22 protein-coding genes are annotated in these 15,467 nt (G+C 54.0%); 12 read left to right on the forward strand and 10 right to left on the reverse strand.

The window, feature by feature from the left end; translation table 11 throughout:
- The first annotated feature begins 143 nt into the window (after positions 1-143).
- The 5 genes from SIB56_RS05395 (at position 144) to SIB56_RS05415 (ending at position 2,960) form a co-directional block, all read left to right on the forward strand.
- A complete protein-coding gene (locus SIB56_RS05395) occupies positions 144-353 on the forward strand; it encodes a DUF3721 domain-containing protein (RefSeq protein WP_413326169.1) in 210 nt (69 codons plus the stop codon).
- The gene (locus SIB56_RS05400) at positions 350-622 is read left to right on the forward strand and encodes a hypothetical protein (protein ID WP_413326171.1); all 273 of its coding nucleotides are present in this window, start codon (positions 350-352) and stop codon (positions 620-622) included. Before SIB56_RS05395 ends, SIB56_RS05400 begins: the two co-directional genes overlap by 4 nt.
- 109 nt (positions 623-731) lie before the next feature.
- Positions 732-1,580, forward strand: coding sequence for an acid phosphatase (locus SIB56_RS05405; protein WP_413326173.1), 849 nt, complete (start codon positions 732-734; stop codon positions 1,578-1,580).
- Between the two features lie 170 nt (positions 1,581-1,750).
- Entirely contained in the window at positions 1,751-2,641 is an 891-nt protein-coding gene (locus tag SIB56_RS05410) for an alpha/beta fold hydrolase (RefSeq protein WP_413326176.1), read from the forward strand.
- A gap of 112 nt (positions 2,642-2,753) precedes the next feature.
- On the forward strand, positions 2,754-2,960 hold the full coding sequence (locus SIB56_RS05415; protein ID WP_413326178.1) for a hypothetical protein: 207 nt from the start codon (positions 2,754-2,756) through the stop codon (positions 2,958-2,960).
- Between the two features lie 27 nt (positions 2,961-2,987).
- On the opposite strand, the gene SIB56_RS05420 is transcribed toward SIB56_RS05415, so the two are convergent.
- The gene (locus SIB56_RS05420) at positions 2,988-3,503 is read right to left on the reverse strand and encodes a CAAD domain-containing protein (RefSeq protein WP_413326180.1); all 516 of its coding nucleotides are present in this window, start codon (positions 3,501-3,503) and stop codon (positions 2,988-2,990) included.
- Between the two features lie 415 nt (positions 3,504-3,918).
- Here SIB56_RS05420 and SIB56_RS05425 point away from each other — a divergent pair, with 415 nt between their 5' ends.
- The gene (locus SIB56_RS05425) at positions 3,919-4,416 is read left to right on the forward strand and encodes a hypothetical protein (RefSeq protein ID WP_413326182.1); all 498 of its coding nucleotides are present in this window, start codon (positions 3,919-3,921) and stop codon (positions 4,414-4,416) included.
- A 19-nt stretch (positions 4,417-4,435) separates the two neighbouring features.
- Here the strand turns inward: SIB56_RS05425 and SIB56_RS05430 are convergent, their stop codons facing one another.
- From SIB56_RS05430 to SIB56_RS05450, 5 genes are all read right to left on the reverse strand, one after another.
- Positions 4,436-4,666 carry a hypothetical protein gene (locus SIB56_RS05430; protein ID WP_413326184.1) on the reverse strand — a complete coding sequence of 77 codons (231 nt, stop codon included), beginning with the start codon at positions 4,664-4,666 and terminating at the stop codon, positions 4,436-4,438.
- Positions 4,666-4,980 (reverse strand): hypothetical protein, encoded by a 315-nt coding sequence (locus tag SIB56_RS05435; RefSeq protein ID WP_413327152.1) that lies wholly within the window; start codon positions 4,978-4,980, stop codon positions 4,666-4,668. Before SIB56_RS05435 ends, SIB56_RS05430 begins: the two co-directional genes overlap by 1 nt.
- A 93-nt stretch (positions 4,981-5,073) precedes the next feature.
- Positions 5,074-5,628: a chromate transporter gene (locus SIB56_RS05440; RefSeq protein WP_413326187.1), complete on the reverse strand. Its 555-nt coding sequence runs from the start codon at positions 5,626-5,628 to the stop codon at positions 5,074-5,076.
- Entirely contained in the window at positions 5,625-6,206 is a 582-nt protein-coding gene (locus SIB56_RS05445; protein WP_413326189.1) for a chromate transporter, read from the reverse strand. Before SIB56_RS05445 ends, SIB56_RS05440 begins: the two co-directional genes overlap by 4 nt.
- Positions 6,199-7,242 carry a phospholipase D-like domain-containing protein gene (locus tag SIB56_RS05450; RefSeq protein WP_413326191.1) on the reverse strand — a complete coding sequence of 348 codons (1,044 nt, stop codon included), beginning with the start codon at positions 7,240-7,242 and terminating at the stop codon, positions 6,199-6,201. Before SIB56_RS05450 ends, SIB56_RS05445 begins: the two co-directional genes overlap by 8 nt.
- Positions 7,243-7,557: 315 nt before the next feature.
- On the opposite strand from SIB56_RS05450, the gene SIB56_RS05455 reads away from it, so the two are divergent.
- Positions 7,558-7,974 carry an OsmC family protein gene (locus SIB56_RS05455; RefSeq protein WP_413326194.1) on the forward strand — a complete coding sequence of 139 codons (417 nt, stop codon included), beginning with the start codon at positions 7,558-7,560 and terminating at the stop codon, positions 7,972-7,974.
- Positions 7,975-8,003: 29 nt separating this feature from the next.
- On the opposite strand, the gene SIB56_RS05460 is transcribed toward SIB56_RS05455, so the two are convergent.
- Entirely contained in the window at positions 8,004-8,732 is a 729-nt protein-coding gene (locus SIB56_RS05460; protein WP_413326196.1) for a 16S rRNA (uracil(1498)-N(3))-methyltransferase, read from the reverse strand.
- A gap of 89 nt (positions 8,733-8,821) precedes the next feature.
- Here SIB56_RS05460 and SIB56_RS05465 point away from each other — a divergent pair, with 89 nt between their 5' ends.
- Both SIB56_RS05465 and SIB56_RS05470 read left to right on the forward strand, forming a co-directional pair.
- A complete protein-coding gene (locus SIB56_RS05465) occupies positions 8,822-9,130 on the forward strand; it encodes a hypothetical protein (protein WP_413326198.1) in 309 nt (102 codons plus the stop codon).
- Complete coding sequence (locus tag SIB56_RS05470; RefSeq protein ID WP_413326200.1) at positions 9,127-9,408, forward strand: hypothetical protein; 282 nt, start codon at positions 9,127-9,129, stop codon at positions 9,406-9,408. Before SIB56_RS05465 ends, SIB56_RS05470 begins: the two co-directional genes overlap by 4 nt.
- Positions 9,409-9,431: 23 nt before the next feature.
- On the opposite strand, the gene SIB56_RS05475 is transcribed toward SIB56_RS05470, so the two are convergent.
- Positions 9,432-10,259: a dehydrogenase gene (locus SIB56_RS05475; protein WP_413326203.1), complete on the reverse strand. Its 828-nt coding sequence runs from the start codon at positions 10,257-10,259 to the stop codon at positions 9,432-9,434.
- Positions 10,260-10,371: 112 nt separating this feature from the next.
- Between SIB56_RS05475 and SIB56_RS05480 the strand changes: the two genes are divergently transcribed.
- The 3 genes from SIB56_RS05480 (at position 10,372) to SIB56_RS05490 (ending at position 12,167) form a co-directional block, all read left to right on the forward strand.
- Positions 10,372-10,611 carry a hypothetical protein gene (locus SIB56_RS05480; protein ID WP_413326204.1) on the forward strand — a complete coding sequence of 80 codons (240 nt, stop codon included), beginning with the start codon at positions 10,372-10,374 and terminating at the stop codon, positions 10,609-10,611.
- 150 nt (positions 10,612-10,761) lie between these two features.
- Positions 10,762-11,409 carry a helix-turn-helix domain-containing protein gene (locus SIB56_RS05485; RefSeq protein ID WP_413326206.1) on the forward strand — a complete coding sequence of 216 codons (648 nt, stop codon included), beginning with the start codon at positions 10,762-10,764 and terminating at the stop codon, positions 11,407-11,409.
- A 239-nt stretch (positions 11,410-11,648) separates the two neighbouring features.
- Positions 11,649-12,167, forward strand: coding sequence for a ferritin (locus SIB56_RS05490; RefSeq protein WP_413326208.1), 519 nt, complete (start codon positions 11,649-11,651; stop codon positions 12,165-12,167).
- 290 nt (positions 12,168-12,457) lie between these two features.
- On the opposite strand, the gene SIB56_RS05495 is transcribed toward SIB56_RS05490, so the two are convergent.
- Both SIB56_RS05495 and SIB56_RS05500 read right to left on the reverse strand, forming a co-directional pair.
- The gene (locus SIB56_RS05495) at positions 12,458-13,063 is read right to left on the reverse strand and encodes a Crp/Fnr family transcriptional regulator (RefSeq protein WP_413326210.1); all 606 of its coding nucleotides are present in this window, start codon (positions 13,061-13,063) and stop codon (positions 12,458-12,460) included.
- A 1,278-nt stretch (positions 13,064-14,341) separates the two neighbouring features.
- Positions 14,342-15,448, reverse strand: coding sequence for a hypothetical protein (locus SIB56_RS05500; protein ID WP_413326213.1), 1,107 nt, complete (start codon positions 15,446-15,448; stop codon positions 14,342-14,344).
- Between the last annotated feature and the right edge of the window lie 19 nt (positions 15,449-15,467).

Genomic DNA, 15,467 nt, shown 5'->3' on the forward strand with positions numbered 1-15,467 from the left:
CACCGGCGTTATCGCACAACCCAGACATGCGACAAAAGACCTTCTAGCGGCCTGAACGCCAGCCAGCGCGAACCCGCCACCGGCATGATGGTGATGTCAAGTTGCTTGCAGACTGCAAGAGAGTCTGAATCTCCTTCTGAATCATGGCTCTATCAGCTCTTGTGTTTGCACTTACAGCGTTGGTTCTGACGACCGATCCTGCGCTGGCCCACAGCAAGGGCCTCTACAAATCAGAAACCGAGGCCTGGAAACGCGCTGAACAGATCGGCTGTGACGCAGTTCACGAGAACAACGGTCGCTGGATGCCATGCGCTGATGAACGCGAACTGCATCAACAACTGCGCAAGCAATGAAGCGTGGCTCCGTTTCTCAACGTCAGGCTCGACGAGTACACCGCTGGCTGGTTCCGATCGCAGCTGCACCCCTGCTACTCACGGCCATCAGCGGGTCCATGTACAGCGTTCTGCTTGAGCAGGGAATTGATGCCTTCTGGCTACTCAAGATTCACACCGGCAGGTTCGGCTGGCTGAATCTCGAGTCGTTCTATCCGGCTTTGCTTGGACTGCTCACCGTTGTGATCACGGCATCAGGGGTGACACTGCTGATCAAACCCCGTTCCTGACAAGTCACTGTCGGTGTTGTTGATCCATTGAGTGCAGACCTGGAGGTCGGATGGTTGTGGTTGCACCGCAACGATTGCTAGCCCGTGAACGCATGAACAGCAACCACCCATGAGTCGATTCGTATCCAGCTGCGCCGCTGTGGGACTGCTTGCAGGCATCGGTATTTCATCACTGCCTGCCGGAGCAAAGACGCCGACCCACTGCGAACCGGATGTTGGTTCACCGGCGAATCTCAAGACGATCAAGCATGGTCTGCTCGAGGGCTACCTCCCCCCCGATTCCGTACCCGATTCACTGAAGCTGCTGCCCCCCCCTCCCAGGCAGGGATCACTGGCCTATGACCTTGATGTGGCCAATGCCGAGTCGACCTTCCCTATGCAGGGCAGTCCGCGCTGGGAGGTCGCAGCGATCGATGCCAATCTGCATTTCCCCGAGGCAGCCGCGATCTACTCCTGCACCCTCGGAATCCCGATCACCAAGGATGGAACGCCAAGGCTCTACACACTGCTGCAACGCACACTCAGCGATGCCGGCCTGGCCACCTACAAGGCCAAGAACAACTATCAGCGCCCCAGACCGTTCATGGTCAACGGCAAGTCGATCTGCACGCCCGATGAAGAGGAGATGTTGAGAGGCGACGGCTCCTACCCCTCAGGCCATACCGCTGCGGGATGGGCATGGGCGCTGATTCTCAGCGAGATCGCACCGGAACGACGTGATGCGATCCTCGCCAGAGGAGTCGAGTACGGCAAAAGCCGCTACATGTGCAATGTGCACTGGCTAAGTGATGTGCAGGCAAGCCAGGTCATCGCCTCGGGAACCGTTGCTCAGCTGCACAACGACCCTGTCTTCCGCGCCGACCTGAGAGCCGCAAGAGCGGAGGTGCAGGCCATGCGCCGTCAGGGGCTGTCTCCCAACGGAGACTGCGACCTGGAGCGAAGAGCCTTTCAACTCTGAAACCTGGCGCGTCAGCTGTTCAAGGCAGGTCACCCGATCACGGGATGACCTGCCGACGAAGTGATTGAAGGCCGGGGATGACTCGGCAAATCTTTGCAACATCAAGGTGGAGACCATGGCTTCAGAGCGAAGCTGGAGACATGCAACGACCCGATCAAACTGAAGTCGCCATGAGCGCTTGCTCCCGTATCGGCGGTGTTCCCGAAAACATCCGGTTCATCCTGAATGGCCGCGAGATCCGCATCACACTTGAGCGGCGCGGGCCGAGCGACGGAGCGCTCTGGCTGTTGCTGCCGGCCTTGAGCACCGTGTCGACCAGGGCTGAATGGCATGACTTTGCTGATGCCATGGGTGAAGGCTGTCAGCTGGTGAGCTTCGATTGGCCGGGCTTTGGAGACAGCGACCGTCCCTCCATCACCTACAACGCAGAGTCGCTCCGTTCTGTTCTGAGGAGCGTTCTTGCCCATCTACAGCGGACGGACCATCGCAGAATCAACATTGTGGCCGCAGGCCACAGCGCCCCGCTGGCTCTTGGACTGGCGGAGGAATGCTCAGGCGAATGGGCCCAGCTGGTGTTGGTTGCACCGACTTTCCGAGGCCCACTGCCAACGATGACCGGACGACCGGGAACCGACTTCAACTGGGTGAGACGGCTGGTGGAACTGCCTCTGGTGGGATCGATCCTCTATCGACTCAACACCAGCCGGGTCATCCTGAAGCTGATGTTGCGTCGCCATGTCTGGGTGAACAAAGCGCTGCTGACACCTCAACGTGTCAGGCAGCAACAACGAATCAGTCGTCAACCCGGGGCACGTTTCGCAAGCGTTGCCTTCGTCACGGGAGGTCTGGATTCAGCGCCTGACGCACTCTGGTGGCTCGCACAGACTCAGCAGCTGCAATGCCCGCTTCACGTGGTACTGGCCATGGAGGCACCTCCCCGTTCCAAACAGGAGATGCTGACGCTGGCAGGCAAGGCGGATCGCATCACAGAGATTGATGGTCGACTGGGACTGCATGAGGAATTCGGCCGTCTGCTGGCAGAGAGAGTCGTTGCTGGCTGAAGAGGCCTGCAGGATCGGCGTTGCGAGGCCTTCAACGGACACAAAACAAAGGCCTTAAGATTTTGCATATCTGCATTGACGCAGTACTGGTCTATCTCTTCCAGAAACCGCCATGGCTTCCTTCACCTGGGACGAATCCACTCTCTCCGCAGACTGCGGAACCCTCGAAGACATGGCAGAGCGTTTCGAAGACACCGCCGCCCTAATGAGGCGCCTCGCGCAGGAAGGCTTTGCTGTTTCTCAGCAGGAAGGTGCACGCAAAATCATCCATTCAAACAACGAGATCTTTAAAAGTTTCGGATTTGTCATTGAGGAATAAAGTCTAATTTTTTCAATTCAATTCGAATTAATCCGTCCCTCCAATGAGATCCTTTTTCAGATCAGCAATGCGGGCATAAAGCTCCGCTCTCTTGTGCTGCAGCAATAGATTCGATGTAACCAAACGGACCAGTGCAACGAGGCCAACGAGCTCAGACAATCCCTGAAACAGCCCTCCGACAAGCGGCATATGGTTGATCGAATCAAGAAAGTGGGCAATAAACGCTAAAATCAAACCAAGAATGACAACTCCGAACAGAATTAAAAAGATTGGATAGATCTGCTTGAAACCTTCCAGATTTAATCCTTTGAGCGAATCGAAGCCCACTGAAAGCTGCTCGAGCAGTCGCGTAGCCGGAAGCTCATCGACCGGCTGATCCGACTCGCCAGATTTTTGTGCATCAGGCATACCGGAGGACGACTCAACCAGCGCAGCACTTTGAGTCGCATCATCCTCGATGGGATCAGCAGCCAGAGTCAATTCAGCTGAATCAACAGGTTCCTTGAATGGCAAACCACCGTCATTGTTCGAACTTTCACCCACCCGCACACCTCAGAGATGGAGCTGCCAATATGCGCGAAACAGGCCAATGCATATCAAAAATTTAGCAAACAAAAACTCTCACAACAAATCGCATCATCAACCACTGATCCATACACAACACTCAACATTGAATGCAACAAATATCCATCCCGATCAATCCAGCTGAAACACGCTGACTCGTCAGCGGCAGCAACACTGATCAAAATCGCTGTGATCAACCTGTTGCTCTAGTTGAAGTGTTACTTTCCTGAAAGTGATCATGGCAGTCAACTTAGAGACATCAGCTTCAGGAAATGGGAGATAAAATGGTCGAATGAAAGGATTTGGATCAGCACCCGAGATCGCCTGGCACTATACGGATGCAAGCAAACTGGTGGCTCTGGTTAAAACAAGATCGCTCAAACCCTCCATGGGAATGACTTATTCCGGGGAGAGCCCAGTGGTCTGGTTCACCCGCGCCGATATGTTCGAACCCATGGCTTACCCGGCCTGGGTTGACGACAACGGCATCAGACATGTCATGCAGTCTGAAAAGGAGGTTGCCGACAAAGCAAAAGGGCTTCTCAGAGTTGGAATTGCTGCCAATGACCCTTGCCTGAGGGCACTGAAACACTGGTCAAAGAACCGTCATCCAGACAACCGGGTGCATGCAGAACAAATGCTGAGCCATGCTCGGGATCTTGGATCCGATCCAGATCAGGACTGGCTTGTGAGCTTCAAACCTGTCAGCCAGAAACGCTGGAAGCACTTCCAGATCGCCTTTCCGGAAGATGTGGGGGATGCCGGCGTCATCCAGTGGAGTGAGTGGGACCTCAGAGCGGAGTACACCATGGATCTGCTCAGACTTGACGCCGAAGCATCCGCAGACAACTGCGATCAGGGCCGATCCTGCCGTTGTTGCGACAGCGAATGAGCTGGGCGATCAACCGGCTTCACTCAGCCAGCAGCGCAGACTGAAAATTCCAGCTGTCACCATCCTCCAGCCAGAGTTCCCAGGCCATCGGCGTTCCATCACGAAGCCGCAGTTGGCCACCAAAGCCGGCAGGCGAAGGTTGATAGAGATCTGAGACCTCAAGCACGGTTTCACCATCACGTGTCAGGAGTGTTTCAACAGGCCGGCCGATCCGCTCGGAAAGATCCTGACGAAGCTCATCAACGGTCATCAGTCAGGAACTTTGAAATCCAGCACCAGATCACCGAGATCATCCCGACTGATCGTGTAGGCAAATCCATCAACACTGCCGTGCCAGAGGCCGGCCACGGCATCAGCAGCCATTCCTTCGATCTGCTGAACCTTGTGATCGAAAAGCACTGAGAAGCAGTGAGCAGCCACACAGGCAGCCTGATCCTTATCCATCTCATCGAGTTCGTGGGCCTGCACAGTGCAACCCTCAAGCAGTTCGGCATCAATCACGTTGCCGCTGCCAACGTCGGCGACAAGGGCCTGAAGTCCCGCCAGTTCGCTGTTGTCTGTCATCTTGTCGTTGTCCCCCCGGGGACAGTCACTCCACTTGCAGTGACTCAGGGTAAACAGCATTTGATCTGATCAGCAACAGCGCTGCGGACCCTGTCAACGCACGAAACCAAGCACCCCTACAAGGCCGCAGATGCCAATGAAAACAAGCGGGGAAATCTTGGTCTTCAAAACGAAGAAACAGACCATGAAGGACAGTGCGTAGGCGATCAGGCTGTGATTGGCTGTTTTGAGAACCGTGACGCTCACGGAGAAAAGAATGCCCAGCGTCACAGGCCCGAGACCGCGTTCAAAAGCGATCCTCCATGGGGAGTCACGCCAGCGATTCCAGTAGGCCGCGGCAATCAGCATGACCACAGTGGATGGCAAAAGGATCGCGAGCTCCGCTGAATAGGCGGTTATCAGCGCCCAGACCGGTCCGTGCTTCCAGCCGGCGCCGAGACCGAGCAGACCCACGAGCATGGAACTCGGCCCCGGCGCTGCTTCCGCCAGTCCGTAAAGATCGGAGAACTGGCGGTTCGTCAGCCATCCGAATGTTTCCACGACCTCGTGGTGATAGGCCTGAAGCAGGGTGTTGCCGCCACCGATCGAAAACAACGACAACTTCAGGAAGGTGAGCACCACATGCCACCAGGTTTGCAACGCAGTCATCGGCCTGGTCCTCGAGGCCAGTACAAACTCATCGCAACCGGACCTGCCACCAGAACAACCGGAATCAGGTGGAACCTGAAGACCTGAAGACTGACAAAGACAATCACTGCAATCGCCAGAGCCAGATAATCGGTTTTGTAAACCTCCAGAATCTTGAACCCCATTGACAGCGCCATGCCAGCCGCCGCCGCCGCAAGGCCGGCCAACAGACGATTGACTTCCGCGATCGCACTGAACTGAAAGTAGAGCAGGCCAAGCAACATCAGCAGCGTGAAAGGAAACAGAATGATTCCAGCCACAGCGGCCAGTGATCCAGGCAAACCCTGAAAAATCGACCCGATATAAACAGACATGTTGATCTGATTCGGCCCCGGAAAAAGACGGGCGACGGTCAAACCAGTGACAAACGATTCCGAAGTCATCCACTGACGTCGTTCAACAATGATGCGATGACTCCAGAGCGACATTCCTCCTCCAAAGGCAGAAAAAGCAACCTGCGTCATGCAAACAAACAGCTCACGAAGTCCGGGACGATCAGCTTGTTCGGACTGCAATGAAGACTCAGGTTGATCACTCATGAATGAAATGCGGGTCGGGTGACAATTCGCCGTGATCATGGAGGGAAGGATCAAGCGGATCAGGTGCCGAATACTCCTTGGCTGCGTGCCAATCCGACTCAAACAATTCGCAACAGCGGGCAATCACCTCAGGGGCATCTGTCTCCATACCCAGTTCACGTCGGATGTCAAAGGCACTCCTGTCAATATTCATTGACCCAATCACCGCTGATTTTTTATCAATAATAATCATCTTGGTATGCAGCTTTAAATTCTTCTGACGCCGGATTTTGACCCCAAAGCGCGACATCACCCGCAAATTCCCGAATGTGTCATAGATGTCCCAGTCTGAAATTCCATGTTTACCACCACACAACAGATGCACCTTGACACCTCTTTCACAGGCTTCAACAATCCGATCGAGGATGACTGCATCAACAAACTTCGGATGCTGTATCCACAGATGCGTTTTTGCGCTGTCAATCAGCTTGGCCAACTGCCCCCGGCTGTGCAGATTGCTCCAAACAAGACCGACCGTCAGATCGGGCTTGAACTCCTGATTGCTCCAGTCAGCATCGAAACCTGCAATCACCTGTTTCACAGCATCTTGGTTATAAGTAACCAGACCATGATCTCTCGTTAATGTGAAGTATTTTTCAGCCAGATTAAAAGTGGCAACCAAAGCAAACTGATCATCAACAACGATTGATTTTTCGTGCGTCACAGGAAAAGACTCACTCGTCCAGCGAATATCGACCCCTGATTTCTTGAACAACTCAAAGGCTTCATCGTTCCATCGATTTCCTCCTGACGTGTGAGGATTCAACATGATCTTCACATTCACTCCGCGATCATGGGCATCCTGAATGGCCTTGATCACAGCAGGAGCCTGAAGCTTGAACTGCTTGATGCGCAGACTGGTTTTCGCAGATACGAGCAGATCAAGTACAGCCTGTTCGCCATCATCCGGCATCACGAGCAAACGCTGCTGATGACCGAGACTCGTCACTCCAGTAGCCATATCGCTATTGCCGTTGAAACATGCAGATTTCGCCACTTCAAATTAGCCAGAATGAGAATATTGGCCAACAGCTTTGGTGAACAGGGAGTATGCGTGAAACCCGCCATCCCAGAGATGAACTGACCACCTCAATGTCAACCCCACTTTGACATCAAATGAGTGGGGTCGCGACGTCCTAAAACCTGAATTCAAGTCAGATCCTGCGTACAGTTCTGTCGAAAAAACCTCCTGAAAGATGATCAAAACAGATCATTAATGAATAGGATTACAGCCTCACGACTGCTGTCAATCTGACAAATTCAATGAGAAAGTCATCTCAATTCTCCATTGTGTTGCCAGCTTGGGCAGACCATGCTGGTGGAAACCATGCCCACTGTGTCCTGTCGGTATAGCGGCGAACTGCGTTGTGTTGCCACACACCAGCGTTCCGGTGCCGTGCTGATGACCGACGCTCCAATCGACAATGCGGGGAAAGGAGAAGCGTTTTCCCCCACCGACCTTGTGGCCACCGCGCTGGCCACCTGCATGCTCACGATCATGGGAATCACAGCGAACAGCAGGGGCTGGTCAATCGAGGGGAGCACAGCCGATGTGGACAAACAGATGACTGAGACTGGACCTCGCAGAGTGGAGATCCTGCGTGTTCACCTGAAGCTGGCCCAGCATCTCAGCGAAGAGCAGCGCTCACTGCTGCAACGGGTTGCAGAACAGTGCCCAGTGAAGCGAAGCCTCGACCCCTCGATTCACCTGGAGCTGATCTGGAGCTGATCGCAACCTCATGGAGCAAAACGGCCTCATCACGCCAACAGATCCTCAGACAACCCCTGCGCCAGCACCGAAGACAGAGCGGTGTCAACACTGAGAATGCGCTCGCCGAGATGAACCCGCTGCCCCGCGACCGCTGTCGCAAGCGTGATTTCATAAGGCACAAATCCTCCTTCCGGACCAATCATCACCAGAGCGGGCGAACACGGGGTTTGTGTCAACGCCAACGGCGCTCCCCTGTCAGCGATCCAGCAGGGGCGGCCTTTGCAGAGCAGAGGCAACTCGTCTTCCACAAACGGGCGAAAACGCGAATGACAGTGAACCCGTGGAGCAATGGTGTCCTGTGAGCGTTCCATTCCCGCAATCAGGGCATCTCTGATCTTGTGCTCGGAAAGCAGCGGCGACTGCCAGTAACTCTTGTCGACTCTGGCGCTGTTGATCAGATGCAGATTGCTCACACCGAATTCCGCAACCGTGCGCAGAATGCGTCGCAGCATTTTCGGGCGAGGAAGCGCCAGAACAATGTCGAAGCGATGTCGCCGAGGTGGCGGGTCCGTCAACTGCACGGAGAGTGTCACCCCCAGATCATCGATGCGATCAACCCGACCGGAGCCCTGAGCGCCGCCGAACAGTCCCACCCGGAGCGTGTCGCCGACAGCTGCGCGCAACACGAAACGGATGTGGTCTGCTCGGCGTCCCTTCGCCAGAAAGCAGCTGGAACCTGTCCAGAGATCATCAGGTTGAAGCAGGATCAGATTCATGCTGATGAACGCTGCAGAGCTGTTCTGACCAACGAATGTCTGACCATGGATTGCAATCTCCCGGTCATTCTGCAGCAACCGCAGAAGCGGTGAACCGAACGATTCAGCTCGGCAATCACGCCCACAGCTGGATTGATATTGGGCGTTTTGGCGTTGAAAGTGTCTGTATGCAGAACACACAAAACACCAACAGAACAAACACGATCAACGACTCTGAACCACTGCTGCAGTTGCTCAGTGAACGCCTCAATCTCTGGGATCAGCAGGACGCAGCACAGGCAGCGGGTCAGTGGCATCAGGCACTCACTCTGGAACGCTCAATCCGGGAGATCTCCCCACGAATCCGCCAGACCATGGGACTGCTTGCGCCATCGGCAGAGGGGGTTTCCGAGCTTTGAAACTGAGTGAAGTCGTCGCCAGTCATGGTTTTGCACCGTGCCACCTGGCAACAATCGAGGATGCACGTCTCTACCAGCGTCAACACGACGACGGGGTTCTTGAACTGCTGTGCGTTCAGAAGCTTGGCGGCGAGATGCGAGTGGACCGTCAACCGCTCATCCCGTTGGTGATTGATGGGCAGATCACCATGCCTTTGTTTCTGCCTGTGGGCGAAGCTGTTTCGGATCAGCGCATCCCCAAGGATCGACTGGAGGACTACCTCAACACCACGCTGTGACCGTGGGTGTGAGGTTCTGAACGCTAACGGCAATAGGCGGCGATCCCGGTTGTGGGAGGGCAGACCGCCTTCAGAGACGTTCCCTGTTCCAGTCCTTCGCGCAGTGCTGAAACGATCCGTCGGGCGATTCTGTTCAGCGTCGCCTTGCGTTTTCGCGGATCTCGCAGCCCACGCTCGAGAGCGCCTTCCAGCATGCCGATTTCCAGCATGGAAACGCCCCTGCGCGGCCCCCCCAGCATGCCTCGGTAGTCATAGGGATAAGCCCCGAATTCCTTGGCCAGAGCTTCATCCATCACCGAAAAGCCATAGGCCACTGCAGGGATGATTCCCGCTCCGATGCCGTGGGGTGCATAGGCGTCGTAATGGATTTCAACGACGTAGCCACCTTCGGACGCGTGTTTCTGACCGACAGACCAATTGGTGCGTGGATCCTGAACGTTGCGGATCGTGCGAACCCCCGGGTCATAAAAGCTGATGTTCAGACCCTGGCGCTGTCCTTCAGCCACAACGGCTCGGGCAGTCCGCAGGTTCCAGTAGAGCTCGTCAGTGATCCCCGATTGCATCGGAGCTGCTCCACCCACACCAACGGCCCAGCCGGGGGTCCCTGAGCCATACATTCTCTGGGAATCGGCGTGGCCAGCCAGAACGAGGATGGCCGCACCCTCCTTGGGCATGCGCTCACCAACCCAGTTCTTGCCTCGTCCCGGCCTCAGCGGAAGCGTTGGAAGCTGCAACTGCGAGCGCTCTGGGCGCACCGGTTTCATGCTGTCGAGCAATTCCATCAACCCGGCCCCTGAGACGGGAAGGGCCAGCAGGAAAACGCCCCCTAGGAGCCAGGCGATGCGACGCATGGGAATCAACACGGGTGACCATGGTGCCTGGCCGGACTCATTCCGTCACCCCCCCACCAACCAATCGCAAGACAGAGCATGATCGGCAGGACTGGAGCAGGAAAACACAGCGATGGCAGCGGTTGCTACCCGTGGAACAGGAAGCGACCGCAAGACGATGCAAGATCTGACTGAGCTGCTGATGGCCCTGGGCTGGCCTGCCGCCCTTGTCATCTCAGTGATGGCCATCACCCGATCTGTGGTCGTTGTGGCCAGGACTGGAATCCGCGTCGAGATTTTCAATCGACAACCGATTCTGATCGAAACAGGACGCTCTCCGCTTCGCGCGGAAGTGGGCAAAGTCAGAATCTGACCGCATGAACTGACATTCGTCCCAAGCAAAAGAGACCCATTCGCAAAACTGACGGATCGCGTATCAAACAACACGCATCGCAGGCACGCCTGCACTGTTATAAATAATCAATCTCGGGTGCACCACAGGAATCGTGCAGCTGTAAACCCCATGGCGCAGGCAGAAAAAAATCAAACAACGCTTGTCACAGCAGTCATCACACTGAAAAAATCAAGCCAGCACAGAATAATCACAAATGGGAGCGTAAACAGGCTTTTTCAATTAAAAATAATTGATGGATTCATCCGCCTTTATTGCGTCAACGAGAACGAAAACACACCAAATGAATCCACACTTGCGCTGATTCACGCGGGTCAGTCTCACTCTTTTGCCTGGAACAATCATCGAAGACTGATGATTGAAGCTCTTGAAGCCTCCCGAGTTGAGTTCAACCCGAAAGGTCAACTTGTCGAGAGCAATCAATTTCTCGAAAACTGGATTCTCAACCTCTACGAGATCAAACAACCCGCAGACAGCCTAGAGCGCCTGATGAAGCTGCTTCTACTGCTGGCATCCAGCAACCGCTGTGACCAGGACGGCTGCTCCGTGGATCAGACAACGATCTCAGGCTTGTCACATCGACGCATCGGCGAAATCATCAGCAGCACCAGACCGACGGTCAGTCGACACCTTGGCTGGATGCAACGCCAGAACCTGATTGATGTTGATGTTGCGACGAAAAGGATGCGGATCCATATTCCGCAAATGCGAGCCAAACAGAACGAGCTGTTCGCTCAACCTCGGCCGCACTTGCACTGACCACCCTTCCACTTGGAGCATTTCGACTTCTTGCAACCCTTCTTTTTCTGAGGCTGGGGAACCGGCACGATCCGAGCTGCTGAGAATGCATCTCATTATACAACGCTCATCAATCACAACCCAGAAAGCCATCCAAAGACTCGCCAGGTCATGTACATTTGATACATAGCCACCGTGGTTCCATGCTGTCTGATCCCTCAAAGCACGTTCAACCGCAAGTTGGCCCCTCAGGTCGGGCCATGGCTGAATCCATGGACCCTGGATTGCTCGAGGGACTTCAGGAGCACTTCAACCTGGAGCGTCAGGCCCAGACGACCTATTTCGCCGCTGCAATCTGGATGGCAGAAAGGGAATTGAAAGGTTTTTCAGCTCATTTCAAATCAGAAGCGACAGGAGAGCTGCAACATTCCGCCAAAGTCGCCGACTACCTGATCGCACGTGGGCAGTCACCGATTGTTCAGGCTCTCGAAGCGCCCGATCAGTCGTGGGTCACCATTCTCGATGTGATGAGCACAGCTTTCCTGATGGAAAGCGACGTGACCACATCGCTTCAACAATTGCTGATGGCTGCTGAACGCTGTGGTGATTCACGCACCGCGGTATTCCTGGAACCCATGATTGAGGAACAGATCAAAGCTGAACACGAGGCAGCACATCTGATTGGACGTACAAAATTCGCCGATGGGCAGGCTGCCGCAATCCTGGTGATTGACAACGAACTGCGCAAAGGCGTCGCACATCCCGCTCAGCTGAGCTAGTCAGTTCACTGAAGACTGTGTTTTCAAAATCGCCCTCTGAGCGACTTCACTGGCAAATTCCAGGGCCAGTGGATCGAGGCTGAGATCAGGATTGATTCCTGAGATCAGCTGCTGCAGGTTCTTAAGACGTTTTTCAATCAGACGCTGCTCATGATGAAGCCGCCTTAGCAGCGTCTGATTGACACACAGTTCACACTGCTGCCTGATCTGGATACTCCGCCTGGATAAACGATCTGAATCACGGCAAAGTGATGCCATGAGGTTGATTCCCTGGCGATGTATCACAACCATCAGAGATGGGTCAGAGGAGCAGTGCTGATCATGTCGATCGAAAAATTCATGGTGAATTCACCACCAGAACAGTTCATCTGATCAACGTTTCTCCACTTGGAGACCTGGCGGGTTGTTGTGACACGCGTGGCACCGATCAGCTCCCCAAGACGATCGTGGGTGAGGCGGAAAGGCAGCTGGAAGCAGTCGCTGCAGCGCTTGCCCAGTCGGTTGACAAGAAGAGCGAAGAGCGCATGAAGGCGCTGCTCAGCCTGACCGAGGTGGCGTATGCGCAGAAGCTGCAGAGTCCATTCGTTGACGGCGTCCATTCCGACTTCGTCTTCAGATGAAACGCTGCGAGCAAGACGCAGATCAGTGAGGGCTTCAACGCAGATGCCTTCACTGCAGAGACGGTCAGTTCTCAGACGATCGCCCGCCTGAAGGAACGCCAGAGTCATGCCCTCTGTCTCCTCACAGGGGCAATAGACACGGCAGAAGCCGTCATGTACCTCGAGAATGCTGCCTTGGCCAGCAGAAGCCGGGTCGATCAACACGGTCTGATGGCGAGGCATCGTCATCAACGCCACAGGGGCATCGGGAAGAAACCGGTAAGCCGAGAGAGTCATGGACGGAAAACGTCCTGCTATTGAGAATCGATCTCGACTCTAGAAGCAAAACTCTCCTTCATGCAAGCGATTCTCAGAAGCAGTAGGGGGTTCCTTTGAGCCATTTGCTACCTGAACAGCCGACAAGACGTGGTCGGCGACGTACAGATGGCAACCATCGCAACCGACCAGATCCCACTTGGGGCCTGCAAAAACAGCGCCAGAGCAGCCACTGGGATGCGAACACAATCAACGCCTAGAGAGCAGAAAGAGGTTGTCGATCAGCCGTAGCACCTCTTCACAAACCAGCCAGTTGCATGGTCAGAGCCACACGTTCAGCAGCAGATGCGACCCAGATCCCACACAGCAGAAAGAGCCAGCTTGAGTCTGCAGTCAAACAGCGATCACAATCAGAACCACTCAGCCGAGCAAAGACGAGTCCTCTGACGATCGAGAGTGAGTGACTTAAGCAGAAAATAGCCAATCAAAGCAACACAAACTTGTTGGTGATAAGCAGCGATGACGTTCAGAATTTCCAGGCATCAACTGACATCAACAAAGGTCAAAAACAGAGCGAAATCAACGCATGAGGGAACACATTTGATACTGATTCGATTCAAGGTGCATTTCGCTACTTGAGGTTGTTGAGCTTGGGTCCACAAGCAATCATGCGCACAAGTAGAAATCCAGGATCGCATCAAGTTCTATGGATCTTCCTGAACAATGCCATCACAAGTGTCGGAGAGCACAGGCAGCGGAGGTGCAGAACTGGTGCATGGGCCAACTCTCCAAGCTCACACTTCAAGGTCGCGAGAATGACGCAAGAGCACTAACTCAGGAACACCTTGAGACATTGATCAAGATTGACGTCAGCACAATCATGTGGATGCAGATTAAAAAAGCGAGCTGAAAGGCATTGTTCGATGATGACCCTGTGACTCATATCCTTATCGCATCAATCCATAAATACTTGATCAAATATTAAATTTTTACCAATACCAGATTGCATAAATTGCAGATTTCTTCCATTGATAAAAACTTTAGCAAGCTCTTTAGCCGTCAACAGGAGATATCACTCCTATGATGACGATCAGAAGCTCCATCAAACCCAAAAGAAGTGCTGATCAAAAATTAGGCCAATCAGCTGACCAATGGGAGTTGATAGCTGAGAACATTGACGAGCGACAGAACAAGTCAGCGGAACTCAGAACAACAAAATAAATAATGCTGCAATTGAGGATTGCAGCATTTCATAGGCAAGTGATTGTCAGCACAGGATGTGCCGACAATCCCAACTGATCAGAACGAGAATGTCACACCGGTGCCGATGTGATGGTTCCATCCCTTACCACCTTCAGAACCCCAGTCTTCGGAGCTGTAAATCGGCTCCCAGTGAGCGAACAGTGCGATCTTGTCTGTGATCGGGTACTCAAGCTCGAGTTCACCACCCCAGTCAGTTCGGGAAGAAAGACCTGAGTAGCTACCAGGCACATAGAAACGCGGACCACCTGACAGGGTGATATTCAGCAGATCGACATTGAAACCGAAACCAGGCCACACATCGGTGTAATTACCGATGTAAGTACTGTCTGATTCCCAGCCAGTGCGATTTTCAACGGAAATGAAAACGCCGTCAATCACGTCCTCCAGTCCATCACCCAAAGCAAAGTTCACATCACCGTCACCGAAGGCATAGTTGACAGTGATGCCGACTTCATTCTTCAGACCCTCACCGAACTCCTCACCAGGACCTGTTACGTAGTAAGGCATCCAGGCGACCTGGAAAGCCAGCTTTTCATTGGGTTGATAACGGGCAGCGAGATAACCCCTGACATCGGTGCGCTTGAAAGGTGCGCCTGATCCATGGTCATGGTGGCCATGATCGTCGTGATCGTCGTGATCGTCGTGATCATCGTGATCATCGTGATCATCGTGATCATCGTGATCATCGTGATCATCGTGGTCGTCATGATCATCGTGATCGTCGTGATCATCGTGATCGTCGTGATCGTCGTGATCGTCGTGATCATCATGGTCGTCATGATCATCGTGATCATCGCCGTGAGCATGAACGATGCCGTAGAAGTGTTCGGCTTCTCCATAAACTGCAGAAGGACCAATGGCGGCTTCAATGGCAAACGTGCCGTTGTTGGGGAGACCCCACTCGAAGACGTAACCGAATTGGCCATCAATGGCGTAATGCTCAGGTTTGCCATCAAGGTTGGTCTCGAAACCGCCATGCCCCTCGATGGTGATTACGGGAGTGACGCGGAATTTACCTTCTGGAAGTTGCTCGCCTCCGCCATGGCCACCATGGGCATACACACCGCGAATTGCGGCATCACCTGCGAACAGCAGAGCAAAAGCTGAGGCTGCATTAAGGAAAGAAAGACGAGAGAAAATCATCAAATTAAGTGGTTCAATG

It is taken from the genome of Synechococcus sp. MIT S9503 (assembly GCF_047304175.1).
Lineage (GTDB): Bacteria > Cyanobacteriota > Cyanobacteriia > PCC-6307 > Cyanobiaceae > Synechococcus_C.